Origin of the sequence: Paenibacillus daejeonensis DSM 15491 (genome assembly GCF_000378385.1) — a bacterium.
Classification (GTDB): Bacteria; Bacillota; Bacilli; order Paenibacillales; family Paenibacillaceae; genus Paenibacillus_D; species Paenibacillus_D daejeonensis.
The window spans coordinates 266,483-283,630 of the sequence record NZ_KB899663.1; the positions used below are offsets into that span (position 1 = coordinate 266,483).

The window sequence follows — 17,148 nt, forward strand, 5'->3', positions numbered from 1 at the left end:
GATTAGTCTGGGGTAAAGGTAAGCAGTTGACAAATTAATTAGTAATAGTTATTATTACGATTAAATACACAAACCGAGGTGCTCCTATTATGATTAACAAAATACCCGTTACTGTGCTGAGTGGTTATCTTGGCGCTGGCAAGACCACGCTGCTCAACCATGTATTGAACAACCGGGACGGACTGCGCGTGGCTGTCATTGTAAATGATCTCAGCGAAGTGAACATTGATGCCGAGCTAATCGAAAATGGCGGCGGGCTGTCCCGCACCGATGAGAAGCTGGTCGAGATGTCGAATGGGTGCATCTGCTGCACGCTCCGGGAGGATCTGCTCCGGGAAGTGGAACGCTTGGCGCAGGATGGCCGGTTCGATTACATACTGATCGAATCCACAGGCGTCGGCGAGCCGGTACCTGTGGCACAGACATTCTCCTACATTGATGAGACGCAGGGCATCGATCTGACGCAGTTCTGCAGACTGGATAGTATGGTGACGGTTGTCGATGCTTATCGCTTCTGGCACGATTATGCTTCAGGCGAGTCGCTGATGGACCGCAAGCAGGCAGTGGGTGAGGATGATACCCGGGAAGTCGTTGACCTCTTAATCGACCAGATCGAGTTCTGCGATGTGCTAGTACTCAACAAGTGCGACCGGGTCGGGGAGCAGGAGTTGGACAATCTGGAGAAAGTACTGCGAGCGCTGCAACCGCGAGCCCGGTTCATCCGGACGTCGTATGGCCGGATTTCGCCATCGGATATTCTAAACACGGGTTTGTTTGATTTCGATGAGGCGAGCCGTTCTGCAGGCTGGATTCGCGAGATGGAGAGCGAAGGGCATACGCCGGAGACAGAGGAATACGGCATTACGTCGTTTGTCTATGAGCGGTCACGTCCGTTCCATCCAGAGCGTCTCATGGCCTGGATGAGTGACTGGCCGGAGGAGGTCGTGCGGGCCAAGGGCATCGTCTGGCTCGCTACCCGTCCAGATATGGCGCAGAGCATGAGCCAGGCTGGTCCTTCAATCCAGTTCGGTCCCGCCGGGATGTGGGTGGCTGCGCTGCCTGAAGCCGAGCAAACGATGATGCTGCAGGAGAACCCGGAGCTGGCGGAGAGCTGGCATCCGGTTCACGGCGATCGCATCAACAAGGTGGTGCTGATCGGGCTGGCCTTGGACCGCGGAGCGTTGACAGACGAGCTGGATCGCTGTTTGTTGACAGACACGGAGATGGGTGTGCCGGATTGGTCCATCCTGGAGGATCCGTTCCCTAACCAGACAGAGGTGCAGCTCGAGGAGCAACTACGAGAGGAGGTGCTGCAATGAGAGTAACGATCACGCTGGCCTGCACGGAGTGCGGCGACCGCAACTACACGACGACCAAGAACAAGCGTAACCATCCCGAACGCCTGGAGATGCGCAAATACAGTCCACGCCTGAAGAAAGTAACGCTGCACCGGGAAACTCGCTAAAAGTTAATAAAGGCTGCCTATCGTGACTCAGTCGATGGGCAGCTTTTTTACGTAAGTGGAAATTCTCATGCTGTTGAAAAAAGGCCGAAGAGGCACGGAATCGAATCTGGAGAAGCAAAGCGTTCGCCTTTGTCCCCGGATTTCACCCCTAAAAGGGGAAAAATCAAAGAAATCTGGGGACAACAGCGATCGGAAGATCGATCCGTGATTGTAGGTGTTTTTTTTTCAATAGCCTGTAATTCTGTGATCTACATCCGTTTGGAGAAGAAAATCATACTTCCCGGAATGGCAAGGAGGAGCGTTGCTGTCAACACATGGAGCACCTGTGTGCCATCTAGCCGTGAAGCATCGGCCCCATTTACAATAAGTAAAACCAACATCATACCCACCAAAGCAAAAAAGGTAACGTGTGTACTTTTGGTGCTAATATTTTTGGATCGTTCGTCTTTTGGGAAAATGTGCGGTGCTACATAAGCCATCAGCAACTGATTGCAACCCACTGCCAGCAGGAGCATGGACAGGGGGAACTCTCCATTCATCAATGGTTCGTAATTTATATAGATGGCGCATAACGTAACAAGGCTACCTGTAATCAAAAACAACCGTCTATTGTTGCGGCCTTCCCGCAGGTGCTTCATATCATCACTCCTCTATAAACAAGTCTTCAATTCGCGCGTTGAACAGTCTACCCAGCTTGAATGCAAGGGAAAGTGAGGGGTTGTATCGGCCTTTCTCCAATGAAATGACAGTTTGCCTGGACACTTCCAGTTGCTCAGCCAAATCATCCTGGGTCCAGCCGCGCGCCACGCGAAGCTCCCTAATCTTATTTTTCACATGTGCCTCCCCGTCGGCCAACATCTAGCGCTTTTTACTGTAAAGTAAACTTTACTTTGTTGTGTTCCGTATGTCAAGTTTCCTTTACGTTGCAATTTGAATATTTACACGTTATCCCAACTGAGCTACTCTTAAGCAATAGAGAGGAATTGATGTGTTGTGGCGGTCATGAGGATGATCTGGCGTTACATGTTGCCGTACAAGCTGATGTGCGGTGTTTTTGCTGTATGCATACTGGTGGAGGTTGCCTATATGGCGGCTGCCCCGCTCAGTCTTAAGTTTCTGGTTGACGAGGCGTTTGAGCCCCGCGATCTGCAGGTGTTCTGGATCATTCTGCTGGTGCTGCTGGTCGGCGGGATCCTCAATCTGAGTGCGGGGGCGCTGAGCGAGTATGCACTGGGTCATGTAAGCGGACGAGCAGCACGAGCCATGCGGAACGAGCTGTTCACCCATATTCAGAAACAGTCGCTGCCGTTCTATTCCAGGTATCGCGTGGGGGATTTGGTGACGCGATTTGCGTCGGATATGGGGGGCGTGGAGCGAGTCATCCGGGGAACAGCGCCGATGTTTCTCAAGGAATTGCTGAGCGTACTCTTCGGTTTGACGTTGTTGTTCTTGCTTGACTGGCAACTGACGCTGCTCGTACTCGCTTGCTCCACGCTCATGTTTATATTGCCACGATTCGTTCAGCGGCGGGCGGAGGAAGCGCATGCCAGCTATAAGGAGACGCAGGAACGATTCTCCAATACCATAGATGAGATGGTCAAAGGCCATAAAACGATCAAAGGCTTGCATCAGCAGCAGCGATTCCGTATCCTGGCGGGCGGTCAGATCGGCGAGCTGTTTCGGTCCGGCCTGAGACTGCATATGACCAGCTCGTTGATGGAGCGTCTGCCGCTGGCAGCTTTGTTATTGGTGAACGGTTTGATGATCGGGTTTGGCGGTTGGCTGATATTCCAGGATGCCATCACGGTTGGCGATTTTATTGCCTTCTTCACATTATTCATGATGGTCGGACAATCGGGCTCGAATCTGGCTTATCTCATTCCTGCCTTGATTGAGTCGAGCATAAGCATCCGTCGAATCAACGAAGTGCTGCAATATGAACCGGATGTACCGGAATTACCACAAGCACCGGATGTTGGGGAAACTTTTCAGACTCTGTCTATGCAAGGGGTCAGCTTCGGCTATACGTCAGAGACCCTACAGCTCCGCGAGACCAGCCTTCAGGTTGCAGCTGGCAGTTATGTAGCTCTGGTTGGACCTAGCGGCTCGGGCAAAAGCACGGCGCTTCAGCTCCTCTCGCGATTCTATGATCCGCAGCAGGGACGCGTGCTGCTGGATGGCAGGGATCTTCGGGAGCTAAGCGAGGCGTCGTTCCGGCGATTAGCCGTCTTGGTTACACAGGAAACGTTTCTCTTCAATACAACGATTCGGGACAATCTTATCCTGGATCGCGAAAGCATTGACGACGAAGAGATGATCGAAGCGGCCAAGGCCGCGCGTATTCACGACGCCATTATGCGGCGGCCTGATGGCTACGATACAATGATTGAGCACGAGGGCGGGTCACTCTCAGGCGGGGAAAGACAGCGCATTGCCCTGGCGCGGGCATTGATCCGTCAACCAGCGTTGCTAATGCTGGACGAAGTGACATCGGCGCTTGATCCGGCTTCCGAAGCAGAGATCAATGCGTTGCTGGAGAGTATCCGGGGACGACATACGATCGTTTCCGTGACTCACCGGTTGGCTTCCGTTGTACGGGCTGATGTTATCCATGTCTTCCATGAAGGACAAATTGCCGAATCCGGAACGCATGATGCTTTAGTAGCCAAGGGAGGATTATATGCCGAGCTGTGGGCCAAGCAGCACGGCTTCCATATCTCGTCGGATGGCCATAATGCGCGAGTCGATGGTCAGAGATTATCCCGGTTGCCTTTCTTCGCGGACATGGATGAGTCGTTGCTGAACGATGTAGCGGAGCGGTTCGAGAGTCGCGCCTGCAGGGAGGGCGAGCCCATTGTAGTGGAGGGCGAGGAGGGCGATGCCTTCTACATGATTGTCCGTGGCCGCTTTGAAGTGGTCAAGCGAATCGGTACGAATGATCAGCGAGTCGCCGTGCTGCAGGACGGGGATCACTTCGGCGAGATTGCATTGCTCCGCGACATCCCGCGGACGGCAACGGTGCGAGCGCTTGGAGCAGCGACGCTGCTGTCCATGCGGCGAGAGTCGTTTGAACGGCTGACTTTGGATTACCCACAGCTTAAGGCAGCTCTCGAGAAGAGTCTGGAAGAGCGGATGTCTTGACCATAATGAAGCATGAGAACAATAAAAGGAGCGTGGACCTATGTGCCGCAATATCAAGCCATTGTTTAATTTTGATCCTCCCGCGACCGATGAGGAAATTCAAGCTGCCGCTTTGCAATTTGTTCGCAAGATATCAGGTTTTACGAAGCCCTCCAAGGCCAATGAAGAGGCTTTTGATGCTGCAGTTCTGGAGGTGAGCGCAGCGGCACACAAGCTGCTGGATGCGATGGTCACACCGGCAGCGCCACGTGATCGGGAAATCGAAGCACAGCGCGCGCGCGAGCGTTCACAGAAACGCTTTGGCGATTCCCGGCAATAACGGCATTACGGAGGCTAATTGCCCGGGAAATACGTCGCATGACGGCGGATAATGACAGGATTGCTAGTGTGGGGACCATCTTTTGAGATGGTCTCTTTTTTGTCGTTGGTTGACTGCTGTAGCACACCTTTGTTCCTCTATTTGGTCTGCAACCCGTTGATTGTCTGCTGTAACGCACCTTTGTTCCTCTATTTGGTCTGCAACCCGTTGATTGTCTGCTGTAACGCACCTTTGTTCCTCTATTTGGTCTGCAACCCGTTGATTGTCTGCTGTAACGCACCTTTGTTCCTCTATTTGGTCTGCAACCCGTTGGTGGACTGCTGTAGCGCACCTTTGTTCCTCTATTTGCCCGGCAAGCCGTCGGTCATCTGCTGTAGCGCACCTTTGTTCCTCTATTTGCCCGGCAAGCCGTTGGTCGTCTGCTGTAACACACCTTTATTCCTCTATTTGGTCTGCAAGCCGTTGATTGTCTGCTGTAACGCACCTTTGTTCCTCTATTTGGTCTGCAAGCCGCTGGTTGTCTGCTGTAACGCACCTTTGTTCCTCTATTTGGTCTGCAAGTCGCTCCGCTTGTCGTCTGCCGTCAGAGCCAGGCATAAACGTCTCTGACAATCACTCGACAAGATGACTTAGTTATGGAATCCTTTGTTGACACTTCATTAAATAACAAAATATAATTATATATGATACTAAATGATAATATATTGGAGGTAAACGATGAAGCAGGGCAAGCTGGGTATTTGTATCATTGGCGCAGGCAGAGCGGGAATGATCCATGCGATGAATTTTTGCAGGAGCATCCCTCGGGCGTCCTTGCGTGCCATTGTCGATCCGAACCGGGAGACCGCCGAGCGGGCCGCCAAAGAACTTGACGTCGAGCAAGTGTATACGGATTATCGGGAAGCACTGGCAGATGAGACCGTGGACGCAGTCGTCGTCGTAACACCAACCGTTTATCACCGCGAGATCGTACTGGCTGCTGCGGCGGCAGGCAAGCACGTGCTTTGCGAGAAGCCAATGGCAATGAACGAGAGCGAATGCGATGACATGATTGCGGCTTGTAAGGCAGCAGGTGTCAAGCTCCAGCTGGCATTCATGCGTCGGTTCGACGAGAGCTTCGTGACTGCAAAACGCCAGATTGACGAAGGATTGATCGGAGAGGTTGTATTGGTCAAATCATTAACGAGAGGGCCGAGTACGCCCCAACCGTGGATGTACGATATTCGCAAAAGCAACGGTGCGCTGGCAGAGGTCGGCAGCCATGATATTGACGCCTTGCGCTGGTTCGCTGGTTCGGAGATAACGGAGCTCTACGCTGTAGGCGGCAACTACCGGTGCCGCGAGATCGCAGAGGAATACCCTGATTTTTATGACAATGTAGCACTTACAGTCCGTTTTGCAGACGGCAAGTCGGGCAGCATGGACGGCGCGATGGGCGTGCAGTACGGCTACGATAGCCGGGTTGAGATTCTGGGAACAGAGGGGGTGATCTTCCTGGGGCAGACACATGAGCGGACGATTCTGACAGCCACGAGAGACAAGCATCTGCACCGGCCGTTCATGAACAGCTGGCGTTCGCTATACAAGGAGGCTTATTGGGCCGAGGATTGCGATTTTGTGGACTGTATTCTGGAAGACCGCGAGCCTCGGGTCACGGGCTTGGACGGGAAAATGGCGGTCCGTGTCGTAGAGGCGGGCAATCGTTCCCTGAGCGAAGGCGGCGTCATCCGTCTGGGGAAAATATAAAAAAACAACCCTCGCCGACTAGGCGAGGGTTAGTTCTATATCCGCTTCATTCAGTTCGGCGCTCTGCTCCGGCGTGATCCGGCTGTCAGTAATCAGCAGGTCAATCTGTTCCGGGGCGGCAAACTGGACGAACGAATTTTTGCCAAGCTTGCTGCTGTCGCATAGCACGAAGGTCTGAGTGGCGACCTGCACCATCATTTTCTTGAGCTCCGCCTGATGAATGTCCGGGGTGGTGCAGCCCTTGGTCGCGCTAAAGGCGTTGGTGCCGAGAAAGACCTTATCGACATTCAGCTCAGCCAGCATGTTGGTTGCAAACGGGCCGACGGTACAGTGAAAGCTCTTGCGCAGGCTGCCGCCGATGAGCACGACCTGGACACCTTCATACGGCTCCAGACAACGGGCGATCTCCAAATCGTTGACGATGACAGTGAGATTGCGTCGATCACGCAATAGCCGAGCCAGCTCCAGCGTTGTCGTGCCTGTATCCAGAATGATGATATCTCCGTCATCAATCAGCTTGGCAGCGGTTTGCGCGATTTCACGTTTTTCCTTGAGGTCGCTCACATGTTTGCTCTGATGATCCGCTTCAAAGCCCACTTTGCCATAATCGCTCGGAATGGCGCCGCCGTGCGTCCGTTTGATCAAGCCGGCCGCCTCAAGATCCCTCAGGTCACCCCGAATGGTTGCCGGGGATACATTGAAGCGGGTTATAAGATCGGGCACGAGCACTTTCTTCTTCTCATTCACCCAGTTGACGATAGCTGCCTTGCGTTCTTCTGCAAACAGCGGATCCGTAGTTCTATCCATAAGGCAAGCTCCTATTCCCATCCGTATTAGCACTACTGTTAGATGAATTATATCATTTGTTGTTGTTTGAAGACAATAGATATCAAGCGATATTAAATAATCATTTACAATCTAAAAACGTTAACATATAATCACAATATGACAATAAAGAACAATAAACATCAGAAGGAGAGAGGCTCATGATGATAGCGGCAGAAATGGCCGGCATTCAAAATGTGCGACTGGTCAAGCGCTCCCGGCCGGAAATCGGCGATCACGAGCTGCTGCTCCGAGTCAAGCGTGCCGGCATCTGTGGAACGGATCTACGGATGATTCGCAATGGCGTACCGGGTGTCAGTGAGGAGACGCCGCGGGTGCTGGGCCATGAGATGAGCGGGATCATTGAGGCAGTCGGGACCCGTGTCAGCGGGTACGCTCCTGGTGATCACGTGGCAGTCGCTCCCAACATGGGCTGCGGTATTTGCGATAGGTGCGTTCGCGGCGATACGCATCTGTGCCCGGATTATCGTGCACTCGGCGTTCAATTGGACGGTGCTTTCGCCGAGTATGTGCGGATCCCGGAGCAGGCGGTGCGCAGCGGCAATGTTGCCATATTGCCGGAGGGAGTGAGCTTTGAGGCGGCTGTGCTGGCCGAACCACTTTCTTGTGTGTACAACGGCATTTTGCAATGTCCGATCCGTCTGGGTGACGATGTGCTGATTCTGGGAGCTGGCACCATCGGCATTCTCTATGCTCAACTGGCCAGGCGTGCTGGAGCAGGTCGGGTGTTCCTGGCTAACCGTTCCTTAGGTCGGCTGGAGTTGGCCAACACGATCGACCCCGCACTACTAACGATTCCTGTCGCGGACTTGGAGATGCGGATTGGTGAGCTCACCGGCGGACGGGGCGTCGATGTGTGCGTAACTGCCAACCCTTCACCAGAGTCGCAGCGCCAAGCTGTGGAGTTAAGCGCGTTGAACGGCCGCATCAATTTTTTTGGCGGGTTGCCCAAGGCATCGGAGCAGGTTAGCCTCAACACCAACGCGATCCATTACAAGCAGCTGATGGTGACTGGCTCAACCAAGGCGAATACCGCGCATTTTCGGCAGACGCTGCAGTTTCTGGCAAGCGGATTGATTGATGCTGCGCCGCTCATCTCGCAGACATATTCAATTGATCAATTCGATGAGGCACTGGCACATGCGATGAGCTCACAGGGAATTAAGACGTTGATATCGTTCGACTAGCGGGGAGGAAAAAGCATGCTTGTCTTGACTGCGGATATCGGGACACAAGGCACCAAGGTGGCGCTTGTCCGTGCGGACGGCACAATAGCTGGCAGCAGCTTTCGTCCGTCCAAGCTGCTGCATGGAGCTGGCGGCACGGTGGAGCAGGACCCTGCGGATCTCGTGCGCTCGGTGACGGAGGGAATGCGTGAGGTGCTGCAGCGCATTGGCAGCCGCTCTGTCGAAGTGGCCGCGATTGCTCTGGATGGACAGATGGCGGGCATCCTCGGAATTAATGAAGCCTGGGAGCCAGTCACACCTTATGATTCCTGGCTGGATACCCGCTGCGGCGCGATGCTGCCGGAGCTGCGTGCCTGGGGGGAATCGGAGATCATGGCCATTACCGGTGCCCCGGTCTCCATAGCCCATGGCGCGAAGAAGCTCTGGTGGCGGCGAGAACGTCCGGAAACCTACAGCCGCATCGCCAAATTCGTCGTACCCAGCGCTTATGTCGCTGGCGTATTGGCGGGTCTCCGGGCGGAGCAGGCTTTCATCGATGAGACGCATCTGCATTTCTCCGGCTTTGCGGATGGACAGGCAGGCGACTGGTCGGAGACGCTGCTGACGGCATTCGGAATGGAGCGGGGCAAGCTGCCGAATATCGTCAGACCGTGGGATATCATCGGCAGTCTGACTGCTGCATGGGCACAAGAATTGGGGCTGAGGCAGGGGACACCGATTGTGGCAGGCTGCGGCGATACGGCTGCTTCGGCGCTTGGAGCGGGGCTTGTGCGGAGCGGCCAGTTGCTGGACATCGCGGGTACAGCCTCGGTCCTCGCCTGCGCGGTGGACCGGTATCGGCCGGATGTGACAGGGAGGACGTTGATCTATGCCCGATCCGCTGTTCCGGGACTATGGGCTCCACTTGCCTATGTCGGCGGCGGTGGTCAGTGCTTGTCCTGGTACCGGGAGCAGTGGGCTGGCGTGGGGGAGGGCCTCACGTACAGCCAACTGAACGAGCTGGCTGCGGCCACGGCTCCCGGCTCCGACGGCCTGCTCTTCATTCCCCATCTCAGCGGCAGGGTCTGTCCGGCCGACGAGATGCTGCGCGGCGGGTGGCTCGGATTGCACTGGGGACACGGCAAGGGAGCCTTGTACCGTGCCATGATGGAATCCATCGCCTATGAATACAAGCATTACGCCGCTGCTGCTGCAGAGCTGGCTGGCCCGCTGAATCAGTCGGAGATCCTCTGCACGGGCGGTGGTTCGCAGGCGGAGGTATTCAACTGCATCAAGGCCGATGTGCTAGGCATCCCGCTCCGCACCGTCGGGCAGCAGGAGACCGCACTGCTGGGAAGTGCGCTGATTGCCGGCTATGCGGTCGGCCTCCATACGGATCTGGCAGATGCCGCCGAGTCGTGGACCATCCGCGAGCACAGCTACGAGCCGAATCCCGCCAACCGGGCAACCTACGACCGGGCTGCTGCCCGATACCGCCTCGCCGTGGATGGCCTCGCGGACTTGTACCGGCGTATGGCGTAGCTTTGCAAACGATGACTCTATCGCACGTGCACAAGCCACAGAACGTGTGAGGCGACGAGTGATGTGCACAAGCGACAAACGACGGTTCTGCTACAAGCTACGTGCTGCGACAAGCGACCTGTGCGACAACAAACGACGTTTAATGTGATTGCCCTGCCGCCATTTGCCGCCGGACCCTGGTGCGCTGGGAGCGGCGCGCGGCAAGAAAAACCATATATGTAAGGCGATAAGCACTGTAGCGGCAGTTACCATTCAACGACACACAATTGAAAGAAAGCAGGTGCATCATGCAACTGGAGCGCAATACGAGGCCTACGTTTTATTTTATCGGCGTCACGACTGGTCAATCCTCCATTATGAAGCTGTTCCCGCTATGGGCGGAGGCCCTGGGACTGGGGGATGCACAGATCAAGGGGATGGACATTGCCATCCATGCGGAGCCGGAGGCTTACCGCCAGGCGGTACGGCAGATCAAGGACGATCCGCTGGCGCTGGGGGCGCTGGTGACTACGCACAAGATCGACTTGTTCCGGGCTGCGCGCGATCTGTTCGATGAGCTGGACCCCTATGCAGTGATGTTCGAGGAGCTCTCCTCGATCAGCAAGCGGGACGGCAAACTGGTCGGCAGCGCTAAGGACCCAATCTCCAGCGGCTTGTCCATGGAGGCCTTTATCCCGCCTGGCTTCTGGCAAGCAGGTGGGGAAGCCTTCATCATGGGAGCGGGTGGCAGTGCACTGGCGATCTCCTCCTACCTGACGCGTCAGGAGCACGGGACGGATGTGCCTTCCCGCATCACGCTCAGCAACCGCAGCCAGCCGCGACTGGATTCCGCGCAGGAGCTGCTGAGTCGGATCGACACGGAGGTGCCGTTCCGCTACGAACTGTGCCCGCAACCCGAAGACAATGATCGTGTCCTCCACGAGATCCCGCCCCATTCGCTGATTATCAATGCTACTGGACTGGGCAAGGACCGGCCGGGCTCGCCGCTGTCCGATGACGCGCTGTTTCCGGCAGACAGTCTGGTCTGGGAGCTTAATTACCGGGGCGACTTGAAATTCATGCATCAGGCGCGGAGCCAACAAGCAACACGTGGGCTGCATGTCGAGGACGGGTGGGTATACTTCCTGCACGGCTGGACACAGGTGATTCAGGACGTCTTCCAACTGACCATCGATGAGCCGACATTCCGGCAGCTGGAAGACATCGCATTGCAGCTGCAGCGGGCGGCCAAGTGAAAGGAGCAACAGTACCGATGAACATATCCAACGACATGTCTCCCTTTTCCATATATTTCAGTCTCAACAACGGCCTCTCGGATACCAAGCCGTCGCTGAAGCGGATGCTGTCGCAGATGCGAGGCATGTATGCCGACGATACAGCCTACGCCAATCAACTGGCGCAAGCTGACTCCTTGCTGTATGAATTTCATGAGCTCGGCATCCCGGAATCGCCGGGCAACCTGGCTTTTGGCACGAGTATCGTCTATCCGGGCAAAGTGGGCAACGAGTATTACATGACCAAGGGGCATTTTCATACCATTCTCGATACGGCAGAGGTGTACTACTGTATTGGCGGGCAGGGGCTAATGCTGATGGAGAGTCCGGAGGGCGACTGGGCGGCAGAGCCATTCACGCCGGGACGGGCGGTCTATGTACCGGGTCGGTACGCGCACCGCAGTATTAATACAGGCCATGAGCCGCTCATTACCTTCTACACCTTCCGTGCCGATGCAGGACATGATTATGGAACCATCGAGTCCAAGGGCTTCCGTAACATTGTTATCGAACGGGACGGCCAACCAGCCATCATAACGAATCCAAAATGGGCCTAGGAGGCGGTCAACCATGTCAACCATCGTATTGGTGACGCCGAGGTCCTACGGCAAGCACAGCACTGAACCGATTGAGCTGCTGCGCCAGGCTGGCTGTGAGGTCCGCCTGAACCCGCACGGCCGCATTCTGACTAAGGAAGAGATGAGGGAAGCGATTCAAGGCGTACACGCAATCGTCGTCGGGGTTGATCCGTTGGATCGGGACGTCCTACAGGCAGCGGAACAGCTGCGGCTCATCGTCAAATATGGCGTCGGCACCGATAACATCGACCTGCAAGCGGCGGCCGAACGGGGAATTCCCGTCCTGACTACGCCCGGCGCCAATACAGAAGCGGTCGCAGACTATACATTCGGGCTGATGCTGGCCGCCGCCCGCCGGATCGTCCCGATTGACAGCGGCTGCCGCAGCCTCGATTGGCGCAAGCAGACCACGATCGATGTGAGCGGTCGTACGCTCGGTCTCGTCGGATTGGGCCAGATCGGCAAAGCGGTCGTGCGTCGGGCAGGCGGCTTCGGCATGCAAATTATTGCGTTTGACGCCTACCGCGATGAGACCTTCGCAGCACAGCATGCGGTACGCTACGCCGATACACTGGATGAGCTGTTGGCACAAGCGGATTTCGTGTCGCTGCATGTACCGCTGACCGGCGACACCCGTCATCTCATTGGCAGGGAGCAGTTGGGAAGCATGCGCCAGAGCGCGGTCTTGATCAACACTGCACGAGGCGGTCTGATCGATGAGGAGGCACTGCTAGAAGCACTGCAGCAGCAAAAAATTTGGGGTGCTGGTCTAGACGTGTTCGAACAGGAGCCGCCCGCGCGGCCAGAGCTGCTGACACTCGACAATCTCGTGATCGGCTCGCACTGCGCTGCCTCGACAGTACAGGCCATTGATAATATGGGCCATCTGGCGGCCCGTCATATTCTTGATTATTTAAGTGAGGTGAAGCACGGATGAAGCTTGGCATACATGCTTACGCCTGGTGCTCGCAGTGGAGCAATGAGACGCTAGATTTGATCGACCGGGCCCAGTCGCTGACCTTGGATTTTATTGAACTGCCGCTGATGACACTGGATACGTGGGATAGCCGCGCTGTGCGCGAGCGGCTGCTGGCGACCGGGATGGAGGCTGTCACTTCCACCGTCCTGCTGCGCGGGACGGACATCACAAGCCCCGATCCTGAGGTGAGGCGGCGCGGGATCGACTATCTCAAAGCCTGTGTGGAGGCGACAGCGGCGATCGGCGCGACCAGCTTCTCAGGCGTGGTGTACGCCGAGCATGTGAAGCCAGCCAATCGCAGACCAACGGAGCAGGAATGGACGTGGGCGGCTGAGGGACTGCGGGAGGCGGCCCGCCTGGCCGCCGCCCATGGTGTACAGATTGGACTGGAGCCCGTGAATCGGTATGAGTCCAATCTGGTTAACACCTGCGAGCAGGCCCTTCAATTGAAGTCGATGATTGACGAGCCCAATATCCGTATTCATCTGGACACCTACCATATGAACATCGAAGAGAAAAGCTTTGAGGAAGCCACCCTTGCCGCAGGAAGCGACTTGATCCATTACCACCTGTGCGAGAATGACCGTGGCATCCCTGGCACGGGCTTGGTGGATTGGGATGCGCTGTTCCGCGCACTGGCCCAGTTGGATTATCGCGGGTATGCGGCGCTGGAGTCGTTCGTTGATGTGACAGACAACATGAACACGTGGGTGTGGCGTCAGCTGGCGCCAAGCGGCGATACGCTGGTTGAGGAAGGCGTGGCCTTCATTCGCGGCATGATGAAGAAGCACGGGCTGGGAGCTCGATGAAGGGGGAGAAATAAGTGAGCAATCTGACAAACGGTGCAGATAGGATAGAGGAGCGAAGATATGCCGGCGGCTTCCCGAAGGTAGGGATTCGGCCGATCATTGATCGGCGCAAGCTGGTCAAGGCGGCACTGCGGGAGATGACGATGGAGCTGGCTCACCGGGCGGCCCAGGTCATTACGGAACATCTTCGCTATCCTGATGGCTCACCTGTCGAGTGTCTCGTGTACGACATCTGTATCTCGGGCATGCAGGAGGCGGCGGAGTGCGCGGATCGATTTGCAAGGGAGGGGGTAGGCGCAATCGTTACAGTAGCGGCAGGCTGGTGCTATCCGCTGGAGACGATGGAGGTCGACAGCCGGCTGCCGCACGCCATCTGGGGCTTCAATGGCACCGAGCGGCCGGGAGCGGTCTATCTGGCAGCCCTTCATGCGGCCCATAACCAGAAGGGGCTGCCTGCCTTCAAAATCTATGGCCGCCATGTCCAGGATCTTGAGGAGCGTGAGATGCCGGAGGATGTCAGCGAGAAGCTGCTGCGCTTCACAAGGGCGGCCCTGGCGGCGGCGCTGCTGCGCGGACGTACCTATCTGTCCATCGGCTCGGTGTCGATGGGGATCGCAGGCTGCATCGTTGACGAGGCATTTTTCCAGCGCTATCTCGGGATGAAGAATGCCTACGTGGATATGACCGAGGTGTCCAGACGGCTGGAGCGCGGCATCTATGATCAGGAAGAATATGAGCGGGCACTTGCCTGGGTGCAGGCCAACTGCAGGGAAGGGGCAGATCCTAATCCTCAGGAGGTACAGATCGAAGCGGAGCAGAAAGCCCGCAATTGGGAGACCGTGGTACAGATGACGCTGATTGTCCGCGATCTGATGATTGGCAATCCGAAGCTGGCCGAGCTGGGCTATGAAGAGGAAGCGTACGGCTATCGTGCAATCGCCGCAGGCTTCCAGGGCCAACGCGAATGGACGGATCACAGGCCGAGCGCGGATTTTCTGGAGGCCGTATTGAACAGCTCCTTTGACTGGAATGGGCGGCGTGCGCCGTACATTGTAGCAACAGAGAATGATAACCTGAACGCCGTGACGATGCTGTTCAGCCATTATCTGACGCATACGGCACAAATCTTCGCAGACGTCCGGACGTACTGGAGCCCGGAAGCGGTGGAGCGAGTAAGCGGGCATCGGCTGGAAGGCCCTGCTGCTGGCGGTATCCTGCATCTGATTAACTCCGGTCCGGCTGCCTTGGACGGAACGGGCGAGCAGCAGCGAGACGGCCAGCCGGTGTTGAAGCCGCATTGGGAAATCTCCGACAGTGAGGTGCAGCGCTGCCTGGACGCCGTCTCATGGCGGCCAACGTATATGGACCAGTTCGCAGGCGGGGGCTACTCTACCGATTACCTCACCCGCGGCGGCATGCCGGTAACGATCTCGCGGATCAACCTTGTGGACGGTCTCGGGCCGGTGCTGCAGCTGGCAGAGGGGTATACGGTGGAGCTGCCCGGGGACGTCCATGATCGGCTTGATCTGCGCACGACCCCGACCTGGCCGACCACGTGGTTTGCGCCACGCCTCATTCCGGGCGATCCGGTATTCGACGAGGTGTACACTGTTATGGAAACCTGGGGCTCCAATCACTGCGCGATCAGCTACGGCCATATCGGAGCGGACCTGATCACGCTGGCGAGTATTCTGCGTATTCCGGTAAACATGCACAATGTGGGCAGTAAGCAACTCCTGCGGCCAAGCGCTTGGACAGCCTTCGGTACCAAGGACCCCGAGGGCGCCGATTACCGGGCGTGCGCGATCTATGGACCGCTGTATGGCTAAGTCATCCTTGCCAGCCGAGACGGCCTTGACGACATTCATCCGCACTGTCGGCGGCGACATCACGCCAGCCGAGCTCGGATTCTGCCACAGCCATGAGCATCTCTTCCTGGCGGACGGCGCGCCTCGGCGCTTGAACCCGGACCTGTGGTTCGACGAATATGGCAAGAGTCTACAGGAGCTGAGCGACTACAAAGCGATTGGCGGCTCGGCGATTGTTGATGCCCAGCCGCTTGGCTGCGGGCGTATGGAGCGGGAGCTGGTCGCCGTCTCCCAAGCTGCGGGCGTCCACGTCATTGCCTCGACGGGGTTTCACAAGCTGGCGATGTATTCTCCGCAACATTGGATCCATCGGGCCAGCGAGGAGGAGTTATCCAGCCTCTTCATCTCCGAGCTGACGGCTGGTATGTATACAGGCACTGACCAGGGGGCCGAGCTGCCCCTGGATGGTCAAATCAGCGCCCGCGCCGGGCAGATCAAGACGGCGGTCGACGACGAGCGGATGGCCGATCCGAACAAGCGCTGGTTCGCTGCCGCTGCCCGGGCGTCATTGGCGACCGGTGCCCCCATCATGTGCCATACGGAGTCACTGGCGCAGGCGCGCTGGATGGCCGCCTATTATCGGGCGTGCGGGGTGCCGGCAGAGCGGGTCATCCTCTGCCATCTCGACCGGAGGCTGGAGCAGCGGGAGGCGCATCTGGCACTGGTGAGCGAAGGCTTCTACCTGGAGTATGATACAATCGGGCGGTTCAAGTATCATAGCGATGAGGCCGAGGCGACATGGATCGCCGCCATGCTGGCGGAGGGTGCGGCGTCCCGGTTGCTGCTCGGCCTGGATACGACCCGGGCCCGGCTGCGCGCATACGGCGGTGAGATCGGTCTCTGCCATCTCCGCGAGCGGTTCCTGCCGCTGCTGGCGGCTGCTGGGGCAACGGCGGATCAGCTGCTGCGACTCATGGAGCTGAATCCCGCGCAAGCCTTTGCATGGAGAACTTCGCGCTGAACACAAGCTAACATTCAAGTGAGGAGGCTGCTTGTAGGCTGCAAGGCAAGAAGTTTACTTGGACCGCTGGGAAGGGTACGTACAGGACGCTGTAAGGCAAGAAAGTTTACTTGGAGCACAGGGAATGGTGCGTGCGGGACGCTGTAACGAAAAAAAGTTTACTTGGAGCGCTGGACATGATGCGTACGGGACGCTGTAACGAAAGAAAGTTTATTTGGAACGCTGGAAATGGTGTGACGGGACGCTGTAACGAAAGAAAGTTTACTTGGAGCGCTGGGAAGGGTGCGTACGGACGCTGTAGCGAAAGAAAGTTTACTTGGAGCGCTGGGAAGGGTGCGTACGGGACGCTGTAAGGCAAGAAAGTTTACTTGGAGCGCTGGGAAGGGTGCGTGCGGGCGCTGTAAAGCAAGAAAGTTTACTTGGAGCGCCTGCCGAGTGATGGAGCGTCTGGCGC

The 17,148-nt window shown here is 56.7% G+C and carries 17 protein-coding genes; 14 read left to right on the forward strand and 3 right to left on the reverse strand.

Features of this window, described 5'->3' with window-relative positions; translation table 11 throughout:
- Positions 1-89: 89 nt before the first annotated feature.
- Entirely contained in the window at positions 90-1,319 is a 1,230-nt protein-coding gene (locus tag F556_RS0116325; RefSeq protein ID WP_020618053.1) for a GTP-binding protein, read from the forward strand.
- The gene (gene rpmG, locus F556_RS0116330) at positions 1,316-1,465 is read left to right on the forward strand and encodes a 50S ribosomal protein L33 (protein ID WP_020618054.1); all 150 of its coding nucleotides are present in this window, start codon (positions 1,316-1,318) and stop codon (positions 1,463-1,465) included. Before F556_RS0116325 ends, rpmG begins: the two co-directional genes overlap by 4 nt.
- A gap of 248 nt (positions 1,466-1,713) precedes the next feature.
- Here the strand turns inward: rpmG and F556_RS37795 are convergent, their stop codons facing one another.
- Positions 1,714-2,103: a DUF2178 domain-containing protein gene (locus tag F556_RS37795; protein ID WP_020618055.1), complete on the reverse strand. Its 390-nt coding sequence runs from the start codon at positions 2,101-2,103 to the stop codon at positions 1,714-1,716.
- A gap of 4 nt (positions 2,104-2,107) precedes the next feature.
- The gene (locus F556_RS0116340; protein WP_020618056.1) at positions 2,108-2,299 is read right to left on the reverse strand and encodes a helix-turn-helix transcriptional regulator; all 192 of its coding nucleotides are present in this window, start codon (positions 2,297-2,299) and stop codon (positions 2,108-2,110) included.
- A 168-nt stretch (positions 2,300-2,467) separates the two neighbouring features.
- On the opposite strand from F556_RS0116340, the gene F556_RS0116345 reads away from it, so the two are divergent.
- From F556_RS0116345 to F556_RS0116355, 4 genes are all read left to right on the forward strand, one after another.
- Positions 2,468-4,606: an ABC transporter transmembrane domain-containing protein gene (locus F556_RS0116345; RefSeq protein WP_157272786.1), complete on the forward strand. Its 2,139-nt coding sequence runs from the start codon at positions 2,468-2,470 to the stop codon at positions 4,604-4,606.
- A 40-nt stretch (positions 4,607-4,646) separates the two neighbouring features.
- Positions 4,647-4,925 carry a DUF2277 domain-containing protein gene (locus F556_RS0116350; RefSeq protein ID WP_020618058.1) on the forward strand — a complete coding sequence of 93 codons (279 nt, stop codon included), beginning with the start codon at positions 4,647-4,649 and terminating at the stop codon, positions 4,923-4,925.
- 51 nt (positions 4,926-4,976) lie between these two features.
- Positions 4,977-5,534, forward strand: coding sequence for a hypothetical protein (locus F556_RS38815; RefSeq protein WP_157272787.1), 558 nt, complete (start codon positions 4,977-4,979; stop codon positions 5,532-5,534).
- 108 nt (positions 5,535-5,642) lie between these two features.
- Positions 5,643-6,671: a Gfo/Idh/MocA family oxidoreductase gene (locus tag F556_RS0116355; protein ID WP_020618059.1), complete on the forward strand. Its 1,029-nt coding sequence runs from the start codon at positions 5,643-5,645 to the stop codon at positions 6,669-6,671.
- A gap of 18 nt (positions 6,672-6,689) precedes the next feature.
- Here F556_RS0116355 and F556_RS34250 read toward each other — a convergent pair whose 3' ends face one another.
- Positions 6,690-7,478 carry a DeoR/GlpR family DNA-binding transcription regulator gene (locus tag F556_RS34250; protein WP_020618060.1) on the reverse strand — a complete coding sequence of 263 codons (789 nt, stop codon included), beginning with the start codon at positions 7,476-7,478 and terminating at the stop codon, positions 6,690-6,692.
- 179 nt (positions 7,479-7,657) lie between these two features.
- Here F556_RS34250 and F556_RS0116365 point away from each other — a divergent pair, with 179 nt between their 5' ends.
- The 8 genes from F556_RS0116365 (at position 7,658) to F556_RS0116400 (ending at position 16,694) form a co-directional block, all read left to right on the forward strand.
- The gene (locus F556_RS0116365) at positions 7,658-8,704 is read left to right on the forward strand and encodes an alcohol dehydrogenase catalytic domain-containing protein (protein ID WP_020618061.1); all 1,047 of its coding nucleotides are present in this window, start codon (positions 7,658-7,660) and stop codon (positions 8,702-8,704) included.
- Between the two features lie 15 nt (positions 8,705-8,719).
- Positions 8,720-10,225, forward strand: coding sequence for a xylulokinase (locus tag F556_RS34255; RefSeq protein ID WP_020618062.1), 1,506 nt, complete (start codon positions 8,720-8,722; stop codon positions 10,223-10,225).
- Positions 10,226-10,512: 287 nt separating this feature from the next.
- A complete protein-coding gene (locus tag F556_RS0116375; RefSeq protein ID WP_020618063.1) occupies positions 10,513-11,460 on the forward strand; it encodes a shikimate dehydrogenase family protein in 948 nt (315 codons plus the stop codon).
- Between the two features lie 17 nt (positions 11,461-11,477).
- Positions 11,478-12,056 (forward strand): glucose-6-phosphate isomerase, encoded by a 579-nt coding sequence (locus F556_RS0116380; RefSeq protein ID WP_020618064.1) that lies wholly within the window; start codon positions 11,478-11,480, stop codon positions 12,054-12,056.
- A 13-nt stretch (positions 12,057-12,069) separates the two neighbouring features.
- Entirely contained in the window at positions 12,070-13,014 is a 945-nt protein-coding gene (locus F556_RS0116385; protein ID WP_020618065.1) for a phosphoglycerate dehydrogenase, read from the forward strand.
- Positions 13,011-13,865 (forward strand): sugar phosphate isomerase/epimerase family protein, encoded by an 855-nt coding sequence (locus F556_RS0116390; RefSeq protein ID WP_020618066.1) that lies wholly within the window; start codon positions 13,011-13,013, stop codon positions 13,863-13,865. The genes F556_RS0116385 and F556_RS0116390 overlap by 4 nt, the downstream gene beginning before the upstream one ends.
- 14 nt (positions 13,866-13,879) lie before the next feature.
- Positions 13,880-15,694, forward strand: a complete 1,815-nt coding sequence (locus F556_RS0116395; RefSeq protein ID WP_020618067.1) for an L-fucose isomerase — start codon at positions 13,880-13,882, stop codon at positions 15,692-15,694.
- On the forward strand, positions 15,675-16,694 hold the full coding sequence (locus F556_RS0116400; protein ID WP_020618068.1) for a phosphotriesterase family protein: 1,020 nt from the start codon (positions 15,675-15,677) through the stop codon (positions 16,692-16,694). The genes F556_RS0116395 and F556_RS0116400 overlap by 20 nt, the downstream gene beginning before the upstream one ends.
- Positions 16,695-17,148 lie beyond the last annotated feature (454 nt).

Excerpts from the sequence above, each read along its gene's own strand:
- F556_RS38815 (WP_157272787.1), top strand. The coding sequence starts at position 4,977 with ATGACAGGATTGCTAGTGTGGGGACCATCTTTTGAGATGGTCTCTTTT.
- F556_RS34250 (WP_020618060.1), bottom strand. The coding sequence starts at position 7,478 with ATGGATAGAACTACGGATCCGCTGTTTGCAGAAGAACGCAAGGCAGCT.
- F556_RS0116380 (WP_020618064.1), top strand. The coding sequence starts at position 11,478 with ATGAACATATCCAACGACATGTCTCCCTTTTCCATATATTTCAGTCTC.
- rpmG (WP_020618054.1), top strand. The coding sequence starts at position 1,316 with ATGAGAGTAACGATCACGCTGGCCTGCACGGAGTGCGGCGACCGCAAC.
- F556_RS0116345 (WP_157272786.1), top strand. The coding sequence starts at position 2,468 with ATGAGGATGATCTGGCGTTACATGTTGCCGTACAAGCTGATGTGCGGT.
- F556_RS0116350 (WP_020618058.1), top strand. The coding sequence starts at position 4,647 with ATGTGCCGCAATATCAAGCCATTGTTTAATTTTGATCCTCCCGCGACC.
- F556_RS37795 (WP_020618055.1), bottom strand. The coding sequence starts at position 2,103 with ATGAAGCACCTGCGGGAAGGCCGCAACAATAGACGGTTGTTTTTGATT.
- F556_RS0116365 (WP_020618061.1), top strand. The coding sequence starts at position 7,658 with ATGATGATAGCGGCAGAAATGGCCGGCATTCAAAATGTGCGACTGGTC.
- F556_RS0116385 (WP_020618065.1), top strand. The coding sequence starts at position 12,070 with ATGTCAACCATCGTATTGGTGACGCCGAGGTCCTACGGCAAGCACAGC.
- F556_RS34255 (WP_020618062.1), top strand. The coding sequence starts at position 8,720 with ATGCTTGTCTTGACTGCGGATATCGGGACACAAGGCACCAAGGTGGCG.
- F556_RS0116390 (WP_020618066.1), top strand. The coding sequence starts at position 13,011 with ATGAAGCTTGGCATACATGCTTACGCCTGGTGCTCGCAGTGGAGCAAT.
- F556_RS0116355 (WP_020618059.1), top strand. The coding sequence starts at position 5,643 with ATGAAGCAGGGCAAGCTGGGTATTTGTATCATTGGCGCAGGCAGAGCG.
- F556_RS0116400 (WP_020618068.1), top strand. The coding sequence starts at position 15,675 with ATGGACCGCTGTATGGCTAAGTCATCCTTGCCAGCCGAGACGGCCTTG.
- F556_RS0116375 (WP_020618063.1), top strand. The coding sequence starts at position 10,513 with ATGCAACTGGAGCGCAATACGAGGCCTACGTTTTATTTTATCGGCGTC.
- F556_RS0116325 (WP_020618053.1), top strand. The coding sequence starts at position 90 with ATGATTAACAAAATACCCGTTACTGTGCTGAGTGGTTATCTTGGCGCT.